Source organism: Sporolactobacillus laevolacticus DSM 442 (assembly GCF_000497245.1).
GTDB classification, from domain to species: Bacteria; Bacillota; Bacilli; order Bacillales; family Sporolactobacillaceae; genus Sporolactobacillus; species Sporolactobacillus laevolacticus.
In genome coordinates this window covers 1-19,931 of sequence record NZ_AWTC01000014.1, presented here as the reverse complement: position 1 = coordinate 19,931, position 19,931 = coordinate 1, and the positions used below count along the sequence as shown (strand labels likewise).

17 protein-coding genes are annotated in these 19,931 nt (G+C 40.7%); 7 read left to right on the top strand and 10 right to left on the bottom strand.

The genetic code is table 11. From position 1 onward, the window contains the following. Window positions 1-4: 4 nt before the first annotated feature. Both P343_RS32080 and P343_RS32075 read right to left on the bottom strand, forming a co-directional pair. A complete protein-coding gene (locus P343_RS32080; RefSeq protein ID WP_023510986.1) occupies window positions 5-2,536 on the bottom strand; it encodes a glycoside hydrolase family 31 protein in 2,532 nt (843 codons plus the stop codon). A gap of 258 nt (window positions 2,537-2,794) precedes the next feature. Beyond that, complete coding sequence (locus P343_RS32075; RefSeq protein ID WP_023510985.1) at window positions 2,795-4,264, bottom strand: glycoside hydrolase family 68 protein; 1,470 nt, start codon at window positions 4,262-4,264, stop codon at window positions 2,795-2,797. 454 nt (window positions 4,265-4,718) lie between these two features. Here P343_RS32075 and P343_RS32070 point away from each other — a divergent pair, with 454 nt between their 5' ends. From P343_RS32070 to larC, 5 genes are all read left to right on the top strand, one after another. Continuing rightward, entirely contained in the window at window positions 4,719-5,597 is an 879-nt protein-coding gene (locus tag P343_RS32070; RefSeq protein WP_023510984.1) for a helix-turn-helix domain-containing protein, read from the top strand. 307 nt (window positions 5,598-5,904) lie between these two features. Further along, complete coding sequence (larA, locus tag P343_RS32065; protein ID WP_023510983.1) at window positions 5,905-7,179, top strand: nickel-dependent lactate racemase; 1,275 nt, start codon at window positions 5,905-5,907, stop codon at window positions 7,177-7,179. Window positions 7,180-7,220: 41 nt separating this feature from the next. Next, a complete protein-coding gene (larE, locus tag P343_RS32060; RefSeq protein ID WP_023510982.1) occupies window positions 7,221-8,075 on the top strand; it encodes an ATP-dependent sacrificial sulfur transferase LarE in 855 nt (284 codons plus the stop codon). Continuing rightward, window positions 8,068-8,814, top strand: a complete 747-nt coding sequence (gene larB, locus P343_RS32055; protein WP_023510981.1) for a nickel pincer cofactor biosynthesis protein LarB — start codon at window positions 8,068-8,070, stop codon at window positions 8,812-8,814. Before larE ends, larB begins: the two co-directional genes overlap by 8 nt. A gap of 16 nt (window positions 8,815-8,830) precedes the next feature. After that, window positions 8,831-10,087: a nickel pincer cofactor biosynthesis protein LarC gene (larC, locus tag P343_RS32050; RefSeq protein WP_031264127.1), complete on the top strand. Its 1,257-nt coding sequence runs from the start codon at window positions 8,831-8,833 to the stop codon at window positions 10,085-10,087. Between the two features lie 111 nt (window positions 10,088-10,198). Here the strand turns inward: larC and P343_RS32045 are convergent, their stop codons facing one another. The 3 genes from P343_RS32045 to P343_RS32035 are packed head-to-tail and all read right to left on the bottom strand — an operon-like array spanning window position 10,199 to window position 13,004. Then, window positions 10,199-10,660, bottom strand: a complete 462-nt coding sequence (locus P343_RS32045; protein ID WP_023510979.1) for a GNAT family N-acetyltransferase — start codon at window positions 10,658-10,660, stop codon at window positions 10,199-10,201. 31 nt (window positions 10,661-10,691) lie between these two features. Further along, window positions 10,692-11,348, bottom strand: coding sequence for a Crp/Fnr family transcriptional regulator (locus tag P343_RS32040; RefSeq protein ID WP_023510978.1), 657 nt, complete (start codon window positions 11,346-11,348; stop codon window positions 10,692-10,694). Window positions 11,349-11,366: 18 nt separating this feature from the next. Continuing rightward, window positions 11,367-13,004, bottom strand: coding sequence for a M20/M25/M40 family metallo-hydrolase (locus tag P343_RS32035; RefSeq protein WP_023510977.1), 1,638 nt, complete (start codon window positions 13,002-13,004; stop codon window positions 11,367-11,369). Between the two features lie 211 nt (window positions 13,005-13,215). Here P343_RS32035 and P343_RS32030 point away from each other — a divergent pair, with 211 nt between their 5' ends. Then, window positions 13,216-14,715: an IMP dehydrogenase gene (locus P343_RS32030; RefSeq protein WP_031264126.1), complete on the top strand. Its 1,500-nt coding sequence runs from the start codon at window positions 13,216-13,218 to the stop codon at window positions 14,713-14,715. A gap of 234 nt (window positions 14,716-14,949) precedes the next feature. Here the strand turns inward: P343_RS32030 and P343_RS32025 are convergent, their stop codons facing one another. After that, complete coding sequence (locus P343_RS32025) at window positions 14,950-15,444, bottom strand: cysteine hydrolase family protein (protein WP_023510974.1); 495 nt, start codon at window positions 15,442-15,444, stop codon at window positions 14,950-14,952. A 175-nt stretch (window positions 15,445-15,619) separates the two neighbouring features. Next, window positions 15,620-16,183: a cysteine hydrolase family protein gene (locus P343_RS32020; RefSeq protein WP_031264125.1), complete on the bottom strand. Its 564-nt coding sequence runs from the start codon at window positions 16,181-16,183 to the stop codon at window positions 15,620-15,622. Window positions 16,184-16,297: 114 nt separating this feature from the next. On the opposite strand from P343_RS32020, the gene P343_RS32015 reads away from it, so the two are divergent. After that, window positions 16,298-16,699: an Lrp/AsnC family transcriptional regulator gene (locus P343_RS32015; RefSeq protein WP_023510972.1), complete on the top strand. Its 402-nt coding sequence runs from the start codon at window positions 16,298-16,300 to the stop codon at window positions 16,697-16,699. 70 nt (window positions 16,700-16,769) lie between these two features. Here P343_RS32015 and P343_RS32010 read toward each other — a convergent pair whose 3' ends face one another. The 3 genes from P343_RS32010 to P343_RS32000 form a co-directional block, all read right to left on the bottom strand. Beyond that, window positions 16,770-17,213: an aminoacyl-tRNA deacylase gene (locus P343_RS32010; RefSeq protein ID WP_023510971.1), complete on the bottom strand. Its 444-nt coding sequence runs from the start codon at window positions 17,211-17,213 to the stop codon at window positions 16,770-16,772. A 36-nt stretch (window positions 17,214-17,249) separates the two neighbouring features. After that, a complete protein-coding gene (locus tag P343_RS32005) occupies window positions 17,250-18,245 on the bottom strand; it encodes an NAD-dependent epimerase/dehydratase family protein (protein ID WP_023510970.1) in 996 nt (331 codons plus the stop codon). A 240-nt stretch (window positions 18,246-18,485) separates the two neighbouring features. Then, the gene (locus tag P343_RS32000) at window positions 18,486-19,466 is read right to left on the bottom strand and encodes a ketoacyl-ACP synthase III (protein ID WP_023510969.1); all 981 of its coding nucleotides are present in this window, start codon (window positions 19,464-19,466) and stop codon (window positions 18,486-18,488) included. Window positions 19,467-19,931: the final 465 nt, after the last annotated feature.

Here is a 19,931-nt window from a genome sequence, read left to right as displayed (position 1 = left end):
CTGCTTAGTGAATGATTACTTTACTTGCATGATCTACAGGCACTTTCACATACAGAATGCTTGCATTTGAGTCAAAATAGTAACCATTTTTCTGGTTATCCAACTCATTCAAGCTGCTCACACGATCATATTTCTGAAATCCGCCAACTACATGTTTCGGATCCTTAGCTTCGTGGATCTTCAATGTGTAGGATTGAAGAGCAGAATCATAGTTGCTCACTTTTTTATCTGCATCAAAAGTAATCGCGTTTCCGTCTTTTTTGACTTGGAAATCAGTAATATTGTATTGGCCTTTATCATGATCCAGCGTTTTACCGTCATCTTCATAGAAGCTGTACGATGCTTGATGATCCAAGTATGTGTCTAAAGTAAGATTTGTTAATTTGTTTTGTTGTGTGTATTGCTGCACTTCACGAGTTGGAATAATGGAGTCTTTTTTCACAAAAATTGGCATTGAATCAAGTGGTGCGTCCACCGTGATGGTTTGTCCACCTTGATATTCTTTCTGATCCCAATAATTGATCCATGTTTCACCCTTTGGCAGATACACACTTCGTGATGTCTTACCTTGTTCTACGACTGGTGCAAGAAGAAGTGAGTCGCCGAACATAGATTCATCGTCAATGTTGTAGGTTCCCGGATCTTTCTGGAACTGGTAAACGAGTGGCTGTTGAACCGGTTTGCCTGTTTTCGATGCGTCATTGAATGCGTTATACAGATAAGGAAGCAGCTGGTAGCGCAATTCAATATATTTCTTGCTGATTTTCTCAACATCAGATCCGAAGGACCAAGGTTCTTGATGATAATTACGGTCGCTCCATTGGTCATAGTGGATACGAGAGAATGGCAGGAATGATCCTAGTTCGATCCAGCGAGCAAACAGTTCTGGAGTCGCTTGATTACCGAATCCGCCGATATCATTACCGACAAAAGCCTGTCCAGACAAACCAATGTTCATATTCATAGGCATGGACATTTGTAGGTGTTCCCAATCACTTAGGCTGTCACCGGTCCATACAGCTGCATAGCGTTGAGTACCGGCGAACATGTCGCGTGTCAAAACAAATGGCCGTTTATTTGAATTAGCAGCTGCCCATGCATTATAAGTCGCTTCATCTTCGAGGTGACCATATTCATTATGGAATTGTTCATGAAGTACTTTATTACCTTCATCATCGATTCCGTAAGAGTCTAATGGAAGCGTATGGAACAAGCCTTGATCATCATTAAATACAGCAGGTTCATTCATGTCGTTCCAAATTCCGTCAACACCAGCATTTAACAGTGTGGACGCGATATTTGAAGACCACCAGTTACGTACTTGGCTGTTCACAAAATTTGGGAACCCTGAATCGCCAGCCCAAACCGGACCGATATAAGGAGTTCCATCCGCTTTTTTCACGAAATAATCTTTAGCGATCCCTTCGTTGAAAACAGAGAACTGATCGTCCTTCTTAACCCCTGGGTCGTTAATGGTGACCGCATGCATACCCGGAATGCTCTTGATTGTATCAAAAGCTTTTTTGTAAGCGTCGCTCCAGGTGAATACTCGGTACCCGTTCATATAGTCGATATCGAAGTTCATTGTATCGAGCGGAATCTTTTTATCACGGTACGTTTGAGCGATATTCTCAATTTGTTCCGGTGTATAAGCCCAAGCACTTTGTTGAAGACCGAGTGCCCATTCCGGAGGCAGCTTGATTTTACCTGTGAGTTCCGTGTATTGATCCAAGACATGAGAAATATCCGGGCCATTCATGAAATAATAGGTTAATGGTCCACCGTCTGCATAGAAATAATAGTAGTCGTCCGAATCTTTTGCCATGTTATAGTAGGTACGATATGAATTGTCAAAGAGAATTCCATATGCGTTACCAGCTTTCAAGCCAATAAAGAAAGGGATCGCAGTATAAACATACTTTGTGCTGTTATTGTATCCGTAAGAATCAGAGTTAAAATTAGCTAAGCTCTTACCACGCTTGTTTAATTGACTGCCTGTTTGTTCGCCAAATCCATAAAAGTTTTCACTTGGATCCGTTTTCTTAATCACATAAGGCTTGCCATTTTCATATCCGGAAGATGAACCGTTCAACGCTTCATCTTCATTGATTACATTTCCTTGTTTATCAAGAATTTTAACGCCAAAAGTTTTTTCATTAACTTCAACAGTAATTTTTTTTGTTTTTAATGTGTAGTGATCCTGTTTTTCTTTCGCGCTGAATCTCGGTGTCTCCCAATCTTTCTTGGCAATCGCTGATGAATCCTTTTCAGCGGATCCGTCCGGAATAATTGAAACTTTGATCATATCCTCAGACAGAAAGTGGATATAACCATCGTACTTTCCGAGATCAAATTTTACTCCGTCCTTGATTCTTTTCGCGTCATCAACGGTGAGCTTCTCCAGATTATTCTTGTCCAATGGGCGCTCCGGATGCGGCTGCGCAGCAAATGTTGTTGAAATAGATGAGGTTAAGGCAATAATCAAAGCAACAATGATCGATGTAATTACTTTGAATCTAGGTTTAATAACTGTCAAATCTATTCACCCGCCTGTGTTTTTTTTTACATTTTTTACATTTCCGTTTCAATTTCATGTATAATTTTGATATTATAGTTTTAAGTAAAAAGTCTTATATTACTAATCACTAAAGACTTTTTGCTTAGTTTCATGATGACCGCCACTGATTTTCGGGCATGAGAATCAGCGGCTTTCTTTTTAATTTAAACTTTTGTAAAAATGCACCGAACTTCAGTAGGTTGGATCTCACTGTGAACGGTGCACTTCATGTTAACTTTAACGATCGATTGTTAATTGTCCTTGTTCAAGATTGCTGTCTTTTACAACTTTTGTGTTTAAGCCATTGATGCTAAGCAAGAAGCTTGGCGCAAATGTCGACTTGTGATCTGCGAAGAATCCGCGGTTCGTCATATAGCTCGTGATGACAACCTTGTTTCCTTTTTCCTGCGGTACTGCAAAATGAGAATACGTAAAGGTCAAATCTGCAGGATTCAGATCTAAGTGTAGGACGAGTCCGCTCTTGTTCAGTGGCTTATATGGACCAGTTAATGAATCAGATACGAAACCAAGCATATAGATATCCTTATCACTGATTCCGTCAATAGTCATTTTAGATCCTCTAGAATCTGTGAACAGGTACCATTTGCCGTTGAGTTTGAATACGTTCGCACGTTCAATTTCATCCGTTACCGTGTTTGATGCGATCAGTGGCGGTAAAACTTTCTTTAAGGTGAAGTCATTGTTTAATTCGATGATGCCAAGTGAACCATTCGCCAGAGATGCTAAGTCTTTTTTAGGACTGCTCAGAAGTTTTTGTTGTTCAATTTTATAGAACTCATAGCTTCCACCGTAATATGCCGGATTGTAGAATTGATCGTCACCTTGATAACCGGTCTCTGTCCCAGTATTTGATTCGAAAACAAGGTATTTGTGACCATTATCTTCAACATAGTGAGGGTCTCTTAATGTGTGATTGTCACCTGAAGCAAATAGACCTTCGTCATGGAATTGCTTAATGTTTTGATAAATCGTACCGTCTCCACCATCAAAAATTGATTTATAGTCTTCCACGCCATCAATTTTTAACGTGCTCTGATCAGGTTCGCTTACATTAATTTGAGCTGTCGTGAGTACCTGATTGCTGTCGCCCGTTCCTCCAACTTCAGGAGCTCCTGAAAAATCTGTATAGAACAAACGAACCTTACCATCTTTTGTCAGCGTAGCTGATCCTGACCATTCTTGCGTTTGGTGCTTTAGATAAGGGTCATTAGGAATATTATGGTCGTTATCTTTAAACACTCGTCCAGCATTTTTCCAGCTATCGATTGAGTTATCACCGATTTTTTGATAGAAAAGATAAATGGTAGTATCGTTACCATCTTTCGGATCTCCGGCAAGTGCGAACACAATATGGTAGCCATGGTAATTAGCTGTTGTTCCATCAGCATTTTGTAAAGGCCAGCTATCCCAAACATCAAGATCAATCGGATTGCCTGCTTTATCAAAACCTTTTGCTGATGCGATATTTTTAATTGTTGAAGCATCAAATGCTGGAACTTCATATCTGCTGCTTCCTTGTTGTTGTGCAACTTTCAGCATGTCATAACGTGTAATATGAGTAAATCCATAATCGTTATAATCGCTGGTTTGCTGTTTTGCATACGTTTGTGTTGCACCTACACCTAGAAGTATAGCTGCGGCAGCAACTGACACTGTCGCTTTCTTTAGTGTTGATTGAATAGTCATGCACTTCTCTCCTTTTGGCTTTTTCCCAATTTTCTGTTATCTAATCTGTTACAATTGCCCATCATTTGAACTAGACAATAACGGCCGTACATTGCCATTATTTATCTTAATTTACAAATAATGTAAATACATTCGAAAAAAATGAGCTGAGAATCTTATCAGATCCAGATTCACCTAATAGTAGATTCTCAACTTAACCAACCCATTTTCTCTCCCGTATGTACCTTTTCCGTGGAGAAAATACAGTTGGCAGGCCACACATGCAGCCAAGAAATTGTATGCTATCGTTAAGGGGAGCATCAACAATAGCAGAAATCACTTACATGGCTCAACACACCAAACAATATCAGGACTGAACATGGCCTTCACCTCCTTCGATGTATTTATAGTAGCATGATTCGACAATCGTATAGTAAAATGTATAATATACTCACATAAATAGGAGGATGTTCTCATGGCCTATCAATTGGGGGAAGTATTAAAGAAGGTTCGCCAATCAAAACGCTATACACAGAAATATGTTGCCGGCAACGAAATGTCCCGAGCAACCTATGCAAAAATTGAAGCTTGTGAAATGCAGCCTACAGTGGGAAAATTCATGCATATATTAGAGAAGCTCGATATTTCCTATGAAGAATTAACCTATATTCAACATTTATATACACTTAATGGTAAAGACGAAATTTTACACGACTTTTTCAAACTATCTTACAGTACTGAAAGTCATAGAATTCAATCACTGAATAATAAATGCGAGCATTATTTAATCAACAACGCCGATAATGTTGTTCAAGATATCAGTTATGTTTGCCAAGCACTTCTATCCATTCATGCAAAAAAATCATTTGATTATGCTTTCCCTTTTGCAAAAAAAGTATGGGATCGACTATCTAAGTTGGACAATTGGTACTCCCTAGAGCTAAAACTTATCAATAATATTTTCTTTTATTTTCCTCTTGAAACAGCCATCTCTATTGCAAAAAGGGCTTTGCAAGAAATTGATCGATTTTCGTACATTATAAAAAACGTCGATCTTAGATCATCATATCTATTAAACATTTCAATACTATATATGAAAAACAAGCAATATAACGAAGCCTATGATTATGTGGAAAAATCGTTAGAAGAATGTAAAGCCATCAGACAATTCGATCGAGTAGCACTTGTTTATGGACGAAAAGGAATCGCTCTTATTAATATGAATAAGACAGATGAAGGGCTTCAATTCATTAGAAAAGGATTATCAATCTGCAAAGTTCTCGAGTTAGATTTCATGACTGAAGCTATCATTCAAGAGGTTAATGAATTAACGGATATAGAATTTAAGCCTTAATCATTTTTAAAATGATCATTTCATTAATAATCCCCTTCTCAATTCGCAGTTAAGTTAACTATCTCATTAACTGCCCCCTTCACTTCTACTTTATTTCGCTCTTCCCTAATATTTATTTTCTGAAATATCAATCCATTATACAATTGAGTAACCTAGGTTAACATCCTTTGTTATTATCTTTGGTTAATAACAAATGTTAATAACGATCGTTAACATCCTGCGTTACGCCATCATTTTTTCACTTTTGCTATACTGGCTCACATGGTGAGAACAACATGTGAATCACACAAGCTGAGGGGGAAAATTTATGGTAAGCATCAAACTGCCATACGACAAGAAAACGATTGTTGCTGAGATCAATGAAAAGAATCTTATCGGTGTTCTGACATCAAAAGCGGAGAATTTCCGAACGGATTTGACTCAAGAAGAACTTGTTGAGCAATCTCTGGACCATCCGATTGGAACGCCGAGGTTAGAAGAATTGGCGAAAGGAAAGAAAAATATTGTCATTATCAGCTCAGATCACACGAGACCAGTACCTTCCAAAATCATGACTCCGATCCTGCTTCGGCGGATTCGTTCCGCAGCACCTGATGCAGACATTAAAATTCTGGTGGCAACTGGTTTCCACCGTGCTTCCACACATGAAGAATTGGTGGATAAATACGGAGAAGAAATCGTCGCCAATGAACAGATTGTCATGCATATCTCAACTGATGACTCTGCCATGGTGAAAATCGGTACGCTGCCATCCGGAGGACCGTGCATCATTAACCGTGTTGCTGCAGAAGCGGATCTTCTGATTTCAGAAGGTTTTATCGAATCGCATTTCTTTGCGGGTTTTTCAGGCGGGCGGAAATCTGTTTTGCCAGGCGTTGCTTCCTATAGAACAATCATGGCAAATCACTGCGGTGAATTTATCAATTCTGACAAAGCACGCACTGGAAACCTGGATCATAACCCGATTCATAAAGACATGGTGTATGCAGCAAAAACTGCAGGGCTGAAATTTATTCTTAATGTCGTGCTCGATGGTGAAAAACACATTATTGGATCATTCGCAGGAGATCTTGAGAAAGCCCATAATACCGGCTGCCGCTTTGTTGAGAAACTTGCGGAAGTAAATAAAGTGCCCTGCGACATTGCTGTTGTAACAAATGGCGGTTACCCGCTCGACCAAAATATTTACCAAGCGGTTAAAGGTATGACGGCTGCTGAAGCGACAAATAAAGAAGGCGGCGTGATCATCATGGTTGCCGGTTGTGCAGACGGCCACGGAGGTGAAGGCTTTTACAAAAATCTTGCCGATGCCGAATCACCTGCTGAGTTTTTAGAAAAAGCAACACATACAGCGCGCCAGAAGACCGTTCCAGACCAATGGACATCACAAATTCTTGCGCGAATTCTTGACAAGCACCATGTTATCGTCGTATCTGACCTTGTCGACCCACACATCGTTCGTAAAATGCATATGGACATCGCGACTACATTTGACGAGGCCCTAAAGCGCGCATATGAACGTGAGGGTAAAGATGCCAAAGTAACAGTTATTCCTGATGGCCTCGCTGTTGTCGTTAAATAAACCCATTTCGGCCCACTACGAAACAAAAGGAGGAATTTGATTTGACACCTGAACTGGCCGGTAAACTAGAAACGCTTAAAAAATTATTCCACCACTATCAAAAGATCGCCATTGCTTTCTCCGGCGGTGTGGATAGTACTTTGCTCTTGAAAATCGCACATGATGAACTTGGAGATGGCGCGCTTGCAATAACCATTCAATCCCCTACTGTTACAGAGGATGATCTCAAAGATGTTCATAGTTTCTATAAAGAAAGTGGCGTGAACTATGTCATTGTTAAACTAAATCAGTTGAATTCAGCTTCCTTTCGTCACAATTCTGCCGACCGATGCTATATCTGCAAGACGATTGAATTTACAAGCATGGCTAATGAAGCAAGAAAAAGAGGCATTCACTGGATCGCCGCAGGGATCAATGCTGATGATGTTCATGATTATCGTCCCGGACTTCGTGCCCTGGATGAAATTGGCATAGTCAGCCCGCTCAAAGATGCCGGTATGACTAAGGAAGATATCCGCTATTTGTCCAAATTCTATCATTTGAAAACATGGGACAAGCCGGCAAGCAGCTGTCTGGCGTCGCGCGTTCAATATGGGGAAAAGATTACTAAAGAAAAACTTAAAAAAATCAGTGCCGCAGAACAGTATTTGAAGAGTCTCCACTTTCGAAAACTGCGTGTCCGTTATCATCAAGGAAATATCGCCAGAATTGAAGTTGCTCCGGAAGAACGCCATCTTTTTTTCGACACGGACGTACTAGATATCATTGCCGATCAATTTAAGAAGATCGGATTTAGTTATACGACGTTGGATTTAAGAGGTTATCGTTCCGGAAGCATGAATGAAACACTCGATCCACGTACAAAAATCCAAGGGACACAGGTAAACCATGTCTAATTCATTAAAACAGTTGCTTGAGCAGATAAAAAACGGCGAGTTGAGTATTGAATCAGGTCTTGATCATTTAAAAACACTGCCCTTTGAGGATCTGGGCTACGCCAAGATTGATCACCACCGCAAATTGCGTAATGGTTTTCCTGAAGTTATTTACTGCGAAGGAAAAACGATCGAACAGGTACAAGGCATTGCCCGATCAATGATCGACGCAGAATGTAATATTCTCGGTACGCGGGCGTCGCGTGAAATCTATGAAGGTATTTTACAAGTAACGCCACATGTTACGTATTATGAAGCTGCACGTTGCATTGTCATTAACCCTGAAAAAAGGATGACGTGCCAGGAACATTACATAGCGGTCGTAACAGCCGGAACCTCCGATATTCCAGTCGCTGAAGAAGCTGCCGTAACCGCTGAAACATTTGGTAATCGAGTAGAACGAATTTATGATGTCGGCGTGGCCGGTATCCATCGCCTCTTCGCAAAACTTGATTTGATTCGCGGTGCATGGGTTGTTATTGTTATCGCCGGTATGGAAGGTGCGCTCGCCAGCGTCGTCGGTGGACTCGTTGATCGCCCTGTACTCGCTGTTCCAACCAGTGTAGGTTATGGCGCTAGCTTCAACGGACTTGCTGCATTGCTTACGATGCTGAATAGCTGTGCCAGCGGTGTCAGTGTAGTGAATATCGATAATGGATTTGGAGCGGCATATAGCGCCAGCCTGATGAATCGAGAATGAAAGGAATGTGCAACACTTGAAAACACTTTATTTTGACTGCTTTTCCGGAATAAGCGGAGACATGATCCTTGGCACACTCATTGATCTAGGTGTTGACCCGCAGCGACTGATTCATGAGCTGGAGAAGCTGAACGTTAAAGACTACCGCATTACCTTCTCTAAGAAACTGGTTAATGGAATCAGCGGATCCGATGTCGCGGTTGAACTTACTAGCGACCACCTTCATACTCATGAGCACAAGGACAAATCTTTCGATCACCAGCATCATCACAGCCATCATGGCGAATCAAGGAATCTTGAGGACTGCACGAGGATTATCGCTTCCAGTAATCTATCTGAGTGGGTAAAAAAGCATGCTGTACTCGTTTTTGAAGAAGTGGCGCGTGCAGAGGCTCACGTGCACGGTAAATCAATCAGTGAGGTGCATTTCCATGAAATTGGTGCAATAGACAGCATTGTGGACATTGTCGGCACATTTATCGGACTTGAATTGCTTGGCGTGGAAAAGGTATATTCATCCGCTTTGCATGACGGCAATGGATTCATCACATGCGCCCACGGAACAATGCCCGTACCTGTTCCAGCGGTTGCTCAAATGCTGGCATCCAGTGAACGGCCGATTCCCTATATTCAAGAAGATGTGCCTACCGAACTGATTACACCGACGGGTATGGCCATAATAAAGACGATCGCACATGATTTCGGAACACTACCACGGATGAATGTGCAGCGTATTGGCTATGGTACCGGCAAACGCGATACTGGTCGAATGAATGCTCTTCGCGGGATTCTCGGTGAACTGCAGGAAGAATGTGCCCGGGATCAGACTGTCCTACTTCAGGCAAATATTGATAATCAGTCTGGTGAGCTTCTGGGCTACTCCATGACACGGCTGCTTGACAAAGGGGCACTTGATGTTTTCTACACACCGATTTACATGAAAAAAAATCGGCCGGCAACGATGTTGTCCGTTCTCATAAAACCCGAAGACGAGCAAAAAATAACTAAGATCATACTGGCTGAAACAACAACGCTTGGCGTTCGCGCCTTTCGTTGTCCGCGTTATGTCATGAGGCGCGATTTCAAATCAGTTGAGACTAAGTTTGGCGCCATAAAAATAAAGCATTCATTTCTCAATGACATAGAAAAATACACTCCAGAATATGAGGAGTGTGCCTCTTTGGCAACGAAGCACCAAGTGCCATTGCGCGAGGTGTATGATGCCGCAAACTACTGTATCCTCAATCAACAATGGAGTAACATCAGCAAATAATTGCATTTCATCCAAATATTTATTATGATTTTCGCTATAAAACAACCGGAGTAAATAACTTGTGCGTTAATCACTCCGGTTGTTTTTTACGCGTCACAATGAACTATGAAATTACTTATTACTTAAATATTCCAGTGCATTTTTCTTTTCTTTGAAACCAAACTTTTCATACATTGGTTTTCCATATTTCGATGCATTTACCCGAATAACCTCAAAGCCTCTATATCTTGCTTCATCAACGACCTTTCCCAATAATGTGATCGCAATGCCTTGCCGTCTGAATTGAGATGCCGTGTACATATTGGCAATTGTGGCAATTCGCCCATCTCTGTTGCCAAAGTGTGGCGGAACCGCGCTGAAGCATACGCCGCTCGTTGCGATTATTTTTTGATCAATTTCAGCGACCCACGAGATAAACGAGCCATTTTCCAGACTTTCAGAAAAATAGTGAGTAAGATTGGCCTGTATGTCTACCGTTTGATAATGATCCTCATCATTCAGCTGTTTTATCCGTAATTCTACCAACGTAGGAACATCCTGCCTGCTCGCTTTTCTTATGTTTACACCAATCATTCGTTTTTCCCCCATAAAAATTTTCCGAAGGTTACTTCACAACATTTTCTTCGAGGAACTGAATATTCTTAATGTAAATCTTGGATTGCACCATATCAATAATGTCTTTTTCCTTTAATTGATGCAGCATCCGGTTTACACTGTTTCTCGTGCTGATCCCTGTGAATTTTGCTAACTCTTCATTGGTGATGACAAAATCAATGAGAATGCCTTCCTGATACGGCACACCGAATTTACGGGCGAATCGGAGTAAAATTGTATAGAGTGCCTCTTTTTTTCCGCTCATTGAAAAGTCGCGAATCTTCAGGATCGCGTCTTCCAACTCTTTTCGGTAAAATCGGTAAACTTCACGCTGAAGATCCCTGTCTTTATAAACATCCTGCCAGAAATCAATCCTGTTTACTTGATAGAGATAGGCTGTTTCTGTCTCAACACGAACATTATACGGTGCTAAGGGTTCAGCGATATTATCCTCACGCAAGAGTGAAACAATATCCCCTTTTTGCAGATATGCGACATTAAACTCCCGTCCATCTTTCAAAATCAGGCTTGATTTAACAACACCTTCTTTAAGCATCCAGACATGGGAAGTAGAAAACCCAGAGTAGGTAATATACTCATTTTTATTCTTTTTAATGACCGTCGCATGTTTTGTTTCAAAATAGTCCACAATGACTGGATATCTCATGATGTCAAACTCCTATTTTCATTCTGATCGGCGTTTCTTAGTCAAAAGTTCCTGTACGCTAATGGTCAAAAGCTCTTTTAAGGGGCCAAAAGCGAAGTCAGCATCCAGACGCTCGGTCCATTGATGTGCGTCACGACCGATTGGACCTAAGTTCAATACTGGAACAGATAGTTGTTCCATCGCATCGAATGGGATCGAGTACCCATGACCCCAGATCGGCGTGTTCGAAGTCAGCTCTTTCATTGACGTACGCTTTGCAGGCATGCCGATATAACTCAGATCTGATATTCCACTAAAATAGTGCTGCTCAATGAGTTCAGTCTGATAATTCGTTTGAGCGAGTTTCTGTACTTTCGTAACTGTTTCTTGAATCAGCGGCCGGTGGTGTGATTGCACTGCCGGATAAAATGGCGGTGTATAGAATAAGACGATCATCGGCGCGAGCGCTTTGCATAGGATAGCCAACTGATCCACAATCTGAATCGAAATTTCCCGATCGTCTTTTTCCCCACGTTGAGCAATTAATGTGTCAACGATTTTTTGTATGCGTTCCTCGCCTAAATTCTGTCGGGCATAACTGACTAGTTCCTCAAAAGTTAGCACACGCACTTTATGTTTGGTAGCTGCTGATCCTGTTGCTGAAGCATAACGTTCTGCCTGTTCGCGGTAAAGAACCTCAATCTTAGCAGCTGCCAGTGATGCTTTTTCTTTTAAAAGATCGGTCACTTCTTCAATTGATCGCTCTAACAAGAATAAATTAAAAAGTGTAACCGAACGATGCGGAATCTGCACCGAATAGGATTCCTTCAGCCCTTTTTGAATCAAGTTCGAGGGCGGTGGCGCTGCCTTTCCCTCATCATAATCACATAAATCTGTATTTAGTTCTATTTCCGCAGTAACAAAAGACGACATCAGGTTGCCATTTAATCCAGAAAAAGGCTCGCCGACATGTGTTTCTTTACCGTAGCACATAAAACCTGGCATGACTTTCCCGATCGAACCAGTATATATGTAATTATTGCGGTCTCCCGGATACAGCGAAAACATCGGTTCTGAGTTCACAGCTGCAGTGTATTCAAGCTTATATTTTTTCTTTAATTGAAGCAGGTAGGGAACTGCCGCCCTCATACCGACAGAATTCACCTCTTCATCCGGAATGGATATGAGCAGCACGTTGCCTTCAAACCTCCCGTCACATGCTGCCTCGATCAAAGACAGATGCAACGCAAGCCCGCTCTTCATATCCATGATTCCTCTGCCAAACAGCCAATTACCAGTATTAAGATCATCAAGAACTTCCTTAGGAAGTTTCTCCTTTTCATCATAAAATTGATTTGTCAATGTTTCAGGATCAAAAGCAAATTCCTTCCATTTTCCATAATCCTGCACATCAACAACATCGAAGTGACTGAAAAGAATGACTGTCTGCTCAATCGGACGCTGCGCTCGAACGAACGCGGAAATAAAAAAGCGACCATCTTCGGTCGGGACTTTATTCAGCTGAGCCGGATTTTCCTTAAAATAGTCCAGCTCAGACAGTTTATGTATAACGAATTCAGGAAACTCTTTTTCCGCCTGCGATCCGGAAACGCTCGGAATTTTAACGAGTTCATATAAAAGCTCTGTCAATTGTTCTTTCGTCTGCCACTTTTCCACAGAGACACCGCCTCTTATAAATCGAAGATCCTTTAATCTGATTTTTATTATACATTTTTATTTAATGCTGGTGGAGGATTATTAATGAAAATCTCAGTAGTAAGTTCTCATAGCATGAAAACCAGAAAAATATACCAATAATTTTATTGACGTTCAAATAATCAGGTGTTAAGATTTTAAAAATCTACAAAAAAATAAGGAGTTGACGATGGTGGCTTTTTATTACTCAGAACCCTCCCGGACATTCAATGAATTTTTACTGATCCCCAATTTGACGGAAAAGAATTGTACACCTAAGGATGTTGATTTGAAAACGCCGATCAGCAAATTCAAAAAAGGCGAACAACCGGATCTCTCATTAAACATACCGTTCTCATCAGCGGTCATGCAGTCTGTTTCAGATAGTACTATGGCGATTGCATTGGCTCGATGTGGCGGTATTTCGTTTATATATGGTTCGCAATCTGTTGCTGATCAGGCTGCAATGGTTCGGAAAGTAAAGGAATATAAGGCGGGGTTTGTTGTTAGTCGGTCCAACCTGACACCGCAGCACACGCTGAAGGATGTATTGGATTTAAGAAAGAAAACCGGGCATTCGACAGTCGCGATTACTGACAACGGGACGCCAAACGGAAAACTGTTTGGCATTGTAACGAGCAGAGACTATCGGGTAAGCAGGGATTCTCTCGATAAAAAAATCAGCGAATTTATGACACCATTTTCATCTCTAGTGTACGGTAAGTCGGGCATCACATTGTCTGAAGCTAATGATATCATTTGGGAGCATAAGCTTAACTGTTTACCCATTGTGGACGGAGCAACGAATCTGCAATACCTCGTTTTTCGAAAAGACTATGATGCCCATAAAGGAAATCCATCTGCTCTTCTTGACGATAATAAAAGTTATATTGTCGGTGCTGGGATTAACACAAGAGATTACAAAGAAAGAGTCCCGGCATTAATTAACGCAGGTGTCGATGTTCTGGTCATTGATGCTTCAGATGGATATACCGAATGGCAATCCGAGACGTTAAAATACGTAAAATCGAACTTCGATGTAAAAATTGGTGCCGGAAACATTGTTGATCGCGAAGGGTTTTTGTATCTTGTTGAATCGGGTGCCGATTTTGTAAAGGTAGGAATAGGCGGCGGATCTATTTGTATTACGAGAGAACAAAAAGGCATAGGCAGAGGGCAAGCATCTGCTCTTATTGAAGTTAATGAAGCAAGGGAAAAATACTTTCAAGAAACAGGCATTTATATCCCGATATGCTCTGATGGCGGAATTGTTCATGATTATCATATTACACTTGCATTAGCTATGGGTGCCGATTTTGTCATGATGGGCAGATACTTTGCTCGGTTTGATGAAAGCCCGACAAAGAAGCTAAAAATCGGAAACAACTTTGTCAAAGAAATTTGGGGAGAAGGCTCAAATCGAGCGCGAAACTGGCAACGCTATGATACCGGAGGCAAGGAGGGTCTCGTTTTCGAAGAAGGTGTCGACTCCTATGTGCCTTACGCAGGAAGCTTGAAAGAAAACTTAGACAAGTCAATTGGCAAGATCAAATCAACGATGACGAATTGTGGAGCGAGGTCAATAGAAGATTTACAAAAAAACGCACGAATTACACTTGTTTCCGCCACTAGTCTTGTTGAAGGCGGTGCCCACGACGTCATCATGAAGGAAAGCAGCTTGTCAGGAGAATAAAAAAAGATAATTAAATTCCAAAAATAACCCTCATGCTTTGACCGACCAGCTCAGTCAAAGCATGAGGGTTTTTATCATGATTCACTTGAAATTAATTAAAGTGATAAATACCAATAAAGTTGCTTTTTCGCGGCAGCACAAGGCGTATTTCTCTGTCAGACTGATAACTCTATTTGGGATTTATTATAAAGAAATTAACGTTCTTCGGATACTACGTAAAATAGTAAGTCACTTTTAAAAAAATGTTAAAAATCTATTATTCCAGATATTCTCATGGTGCTCAATGATTATTTTAGCTCCTAGAAGGTCATTGTTAAGCGTGGTCGTTAGTCCTTTTTTCATAAATAATTGATATCCTAACCCGTGGGCCATTCTAATAGTCGTATCAACACAATACTCAGTTTGTGCTCCACAAATTTCAAGCTTATTAATATTTAATTTCATTAGTTGATTCTTCAAATTGGTCTTGTAAAAAGAGTTTGCGTGTGTCTTATTGATATAGATATCTGTATCCTTACAATCCAATTCCGGAAAAAGCTGCCAACTTGGCGAATTGAGAACCAACTCAGCATCATTATGTTGAACAAAAATCACCGGATTATTTCTTTCTCTAAATAAACGAATTCTTTGATTGACCCCGTCAATGACATTAGCCAAGTTATAAAGTGGAGTAGCTTCAGATTGAACGCCTATTTGCAAGTCAATAATTATTAATGCTGTATTTTCCATACATCCCATTCTCCAATCGTACGTTCACTAATTATAACGATATCATGGTCGATGTAGTCTACTCTACATGTAATGAAAACTCTTTTTATACTTCGCTGTTCGTGTTTAAAAATATTCTTGCTAAGTTAAAACTTTTTCGTCTAGTAATCAACTTTATGAACAGGTAAATAACATTTCATTTTTCATCGTTCATGCTTGTTAAAAAGCTATCTGTAGTCTTTACTTGACCAAATGCACCTAACGCAGCCAAGAAAGCGGCTTGTACCTGATCAGCTTCAACTGTGTAATTCTCTATTGTTAAATCTTTAGTAGCGCAAGCATCTCCAAGCAGTGTGCAATGATAACCGAGTTCTGCCGCCTGTCTCGTTGTTGAATCCACGCACATATGGGTCATCATTCCGCAAATCACTAATGTATCAATTTTGTTATTTGTAAGAACTTCTTGTAACCCAGTTTTCAAAAAACTGTTTGGAAAGTTCTTTTGAACGATATATTCCTTTTCTTGACTCCCGGCGGCAAGTGCGGTATGAATCTTAACACCATCTGTGTTTTCCAAGAAAAATGTGGCTCCTGGATTTTTTGCGATGTGCTTTACAAAAACTATTGTTTTATTGGTCTTACGAAAATAATTTAGTGCTTTTTTGATATGCTCGAGCGCGACTACCGGCTTGTTAAGCGGCATTCGCCCGCCCTCAAAATAATCGTTCTGTACATCAATAATGATCAACGCTTCATTCATATTGTCACCTTCTGTTGTATCTGATAATGTGATTGTATACAAAAAGAGCCTTCTGTGACAGAGGCCGGTGAAAAGAAATACACCATTATTCTTTCGCTGTGAAAGGAAAACAAAATGGACGAATTCGATCAAAAAATCATCAGCTGGTTAACGAAAAATAGTCGTCTTACTTGGAAACAGATCGGTGAAAAAATACATATGACAGGACAAGCGGTTGGTCAACGTGTGCAGCGACTCATTGATCAAGGAACCATTCAACGTTTTTCAATTGAAAGGCGATATGACGCGATTCAATTTATTACCATATACATGTCCTCGTCGGATTACGCCGGATTCGAACATATGATTATCCAAAATCCAGATTGTATTGAAGCCCATAAAATTTCCGGTGATGGATGCTATATGTTGAAAACCAGCTTTTCTGACACAGAAAAACTGGATGACTTCTGCACTCAGCTTTTAAAATTCGGTAGATACAAAGTGAATAGTTCCATCAGGAAAATCGAGTTCTATTAATCAGAAACATCTTAATTTTACGTACCCGCTGATTTTATCAGATTAAAGACATTTAAATTTCTCAATAATATTAATCAATAAATCCAATGACTCGATTTAATTCTAATAAGGCTTGCGGGGAAATTTTTAAAGTGCATGTTGATTTACCAGTTCCACCATAAATAAATTCAAAATTGAGAAGGCGTTTGTCTATGAGACATGGTAAATGAAAACCAATTAAAGCAACGCTGCCCACACTGTATCCCGTTACTTTCTGAACCTCACTTGGCCGAGCTAATTTTACTTTCTTGCAATTTAACAGGATGGCGATTTTTTCGAAATCTATTTTTTCACGACTTCCAGATATAATCATTCCAAAAAATCCTTTATCTGTTTTCAAGATTAAGGTTGGAGCTGTTTGACCCACATCAATTCCAAAATAGCTTGAACCATCTTCTCTAGTCAATATGGGCTTATCATGCTGAATAAGTTCATACTCGTACTTTGTTTCTCTTAATAATTCTGTTATTTCCATCTTAATGCCTCCAAAGACAAGGGAAGATTATGATTATCAAACCTCTTTATTGCTGAAAGACGTCAATAACTCATTCTCACGCCGTTCATCCATTCCTGCTTTCCATTGATAACCAGCCGGACGTGACTGAGCCCATTCCGCTGTGTCACGGATCGATTCCTGAATTGGTCGAAAAGTGAGTCCCGCCTTAATGGCTTTTTGATTATCTACAGCTAAGAATCCATCCATATTTGCTGTTTTAGGAATCCAAAGCGGCATCTCCGACCAATACTCGACCCCTTGATCAAGCAAGATTTGTTCAGGAATCCATTGAAGCCGTGCTGTTTGGTTTAAAGTGTCCTTGCACGCTTCAAGAAAACGGTTCAGTGTGAGCGGTTCACTCGGACCGGTCGCGTGATAAACGCCTGTTTGCTTTTTCTCCACAAGGTCAAGAATCCATGATGCCAAGTCCCGTACGTCAATCCATTGAATAAGTCCTTGAGGATTTCCAGGTGCAAGCACATTCCCGCCTTGCTTTATGCGCCATGGCCAATAAGTGAAGCGATCGGTTGGATCATAGGGACCGACGATTAAACCTGGGCGAACAATCAATGAACGGCCAGGCATTTCCTCCTGAACTACCGTTTCACAAAGTGCTTTAAGCGGGCCATAATTTCCTTCACCAATATCCTCAATAGTCTCATCAGCGAGTTTGCCCGTAGAGGCTTCCTCTGTTAAATTTTTTTTGCTGAAGTCTTCATAAACGGAGATGCTCGAGATGAATGTAGAGTGATCGGTTACTTGTGCGAGTTGACGTGCCGACTTGCGAACCACTCTTGGAACATAGCCGGATGTATCAATCACCGAGTCCCAATTTCTGCCTTTTAAAATCTCCAGGTCGCCATCACGGTCTCCATGCAACTGTTCAACATCAGACAAAACATCTGTATGACGTCCACGGTTGAATAAAGTTACGGAATGCCCTCTTCTTATTGCAATCTCTGCAAGATGCCGTCCAAGAAAAACCGTTCCGCCTAAAATAAGGATCTTCATATGTATCTCCCCTCTAACTCGTTTTACCTACTTAAACGATTTTTTAACACTTTATGTTACATCGAAGAGTCAATTTTCGATTAGTTGGTATATGAAGACAGTTAAATAGACATCGCCTGGTGCAAACAGAAAGTCCAAGATGAGAGCGAATCGAGAATGCATCTTTCAGTTACCGAGATGCCTAAGCAACTCGTTCAATCGAAGTATCCTTACTGTGGACTAGACTATTGGTCGATCAATTTATATACCCCATTGAATAATCTGGCCGCAATGACAAAGCCCACCGCCAAAACCATACAAAAGTAAACGGTCGTTTTTCTTTATTTTACCATTCTTGACCGCTTCTGATAATGATAGGGCAATAGAAGCCGATGAGGTATTTCCATAGTATTCAAGACTATATAAAACTTTATCCATAGGCACATTCAAACGCTCAAAGATCGCTTCAATCAATCGTAAATTGGCACTGTGAGGGATGAACCAGTCAATATCGGAAAACTGAAACTCGTTTTCTTCCAGTAATTTTTGAATACCAGTTGTCACTGTTTTAACTGCCCACTTATAAACCTCTCGACCATTTTGCACCATTTTCCCCGTATTAATGAGCACTTCGCCATTCATGACCGTTGACAAACCTGTACGATAGAGCGCCTTTCCAAGGCTGCCATCTGCACCCATGTAAGCACCAAGAAAACTTCCGTCTGATTCTGTTTGTTCTATCACTGCTGCTCCTGCTCCGTCCCCAAGCAGAACACAGGTGGTTCGGTCCGTATAATCGGTCACTTTTGACATCGTTTCTGCGGCAACGACGAGCACTTTTCTGTTCAAACCACTTGAAACGAGTCCATTCGCGACATGCAACGCATATTCAAATCCGGCACAAGCCGCACTTAAATCGAACGCGCCTGCATGCTCAAGATGGAAGGCAGCCTGAATCATTGCAGAGACACTCGGAAATCCATAGTCAGGAGTTGTTGTTGAGACGATTACCAAATCTACATCTGACAGGTCAAATGAATAGCGTTTAACAAGATCACGTATTGCGCCACATGCCAGATCACTTGCGAATTCTTCCGGACCTGCAATCCGCCGTTCTTTCATACCCGTCCTTCGCACAATCCACTCATCTGAAGTATCAACGATTTGTTCCAAATCCTGATTGGTCATGATGTGCTCTGGAACATACCCACCAATAGCCGTAATTTTTGCTTTCGATTCCAATCTATCTAGACCTCCTTGTTATTCCCAAAAACATTATACCAGTAATTAGTACCTGGTACTATATTTATTAAAAATATTAAATTCGCCGAATTAAATTTATCATCTATTGGATATCGATTGATCAGCCAAGGAAACTACGACGAAAAAAGCTAAGCTGCTTCATCAGGTTGCCGAATAATTATGTGAAACTTCAGGGTTTATAATAAACACAGTGACATGAACATACATGGTGGTCTCCTTCAACCATTATGAAAGAGACCGCCACATTATATTCTATTTCAATGGATAAACGTGATTTCTTATAATCAACTGATTACAAGTAAAGAAGGTGGAATCTGTTCCATTTCCATTCAGCTGCAAAAAAAGAGAGAGCCCTGAAATTAAACTGGTACCTATGTCAAGGACACTATAAAAAAAGAGATTAAGCTACTAGAAGATGATTCCTATATTGAATAGGGGTCATCT

Bases quoted from the DNA above. Each gene is read 5' to 3' on its own strand.
- P343_RS32075 (WP_023510985.1), bottom strand. From the start codon at position 4,264: ATGACTATTCAATCAACACTAAAGAAAGCGACAGTGTCAGTTGCTGCC.
- P343_RS32070 (WP_023510984.1), top strand. From the start codon at position 4,719: ATGGCCTATCAATTGGGGGAAGTATTAAAGAAGGTTCGCCAATCAAAA.
- larA (WP_023510983.1), top strand. From the start codon at position 5,905: ATGGTAAGCATCAAACTGCCATACGACAAGAAAACGATTGTTGCTGAG.
- larB (WP_023510981.1), top strand. From the start codon at position 8,068: ATGTCTAATTCATTAAAACAGTTGCTTGAGCAGATAAAAAACGGCGAG.
- P343_RS32045 (WP_023510979.1), bottom strand. From the start codon at position 10,660: ATGATTGGTGTAAACATAAGAAAAGCGAGCAGGCAGGATGTTCCTACG.
- P343_RS32040 (WP_023510978.1), bottom strand. From the start codon at position 11,348: ATGAGATATCCAGTCATTGTGGACTATTTTGAAACAAAACATGCGACG.
- P343_RS32025 (WP_023510974.1), bottom strand. From the start codon at position 15,444: ATGGAAAATACAGCATTAATAATTATTGACTTGCAAATAGGCGTTCAA.
- P343_RS32020 (WP_031264125.1), bottom strand. From the start codon at position 16,183: ATGAATGAAGCGTTGATCATTATTGATGTACAGAACGATTATTTTGAG.
- P343_RS32015 (WP_023510972.1), top strand. From the start codon at position 16,298: ATGGACGAATTCGATCAAAAAATCATCAGCTGGTTAACGAAAAATAGT.
- P343_RS32010 (WP_023510971.1), bottom strand. From the start codon at position 17,213: ATGGAAATAACAGAATTATTAAGAGAAACAAAGTACGAGTATGAACTT.
- P343_RS32005 (WP_023510970.1), bottom strand. From the start codon at position 18,245: ATGAAGATCCTTATTTTAGGCGGAACGGTTTTTCTTGGACGGCATCTT.